At 64.3% G+C, this 473-nt stretch carries 2 pseudogenes; both read left to right on the top strand.

The features are described from left to right. Positions 1 to 194: pseudogene (locus tag ACCD03_RS25500) on the top strand (hypothetical protein); the annotation flags it as partial. A 23-nt stretch (positions 195 to 217) separates the two neighbouring features. Then, a pseudogene (locus ACCD03_RS25495) lies at positions 218 to 473 on the top strand (rod shape-determining protein RodA); the annotation flags it as partial.

Raw genomic sequence — 473 nt, 5'->3', positions numbered from 1 at the left:
TCGACGCCCAGGTGCTGCAAGCGCTGTCGCATGCGCAACCGGCACCCGAACTGCCACCGCGCGGACGTGGCAACGCTGCCGCACCGGCGGCGGCCCCGTCGACCACACCAAAGGGGGCAAAGGACGCCAAGCCCGGTAACAAGCCGGCGCCAAAGCCCGTGCAGAAACCGGCCTCCAAACCGGCCGCGCCCTGATATTTGCGCTTGAGGATCTCGCCATGAACAAACTGGACAAGCGCCGCATATTCAACATCATCAAGTCGCTCTTCACCGGCTTCGATGGCCCGCTGGCGCTGATCGTCTTCCTGCTGCTCGGCACGGGATTGGTCGCGCTGTATTCGGCCGCCATCGACATGCCGGGCCGGGTGGAAGATCAGGTCCGCAACATCCTGCTGTCGTTCGTGCTGATGTGGATCATCGCCAACCTGCCGCAGCAAACGCTGATGCGCTTTGCGGTGCCGCTCTACACCGTCG

It is taken from the genome of Ralstonia sp. Ralssp135 (genome assembly GCF_047304345.1).
GTDB lineage: Bacteria > Pseudomonadota > Gammaproteobacteria > Burkholderiales > Burkholderiaceae > Ralstonia > Ralstonia chuxiongensis.
Note: the sequence above shows the minus strand (reverse complement) of the source record. Positions and strands in the feature narration are given on the sequence as shown.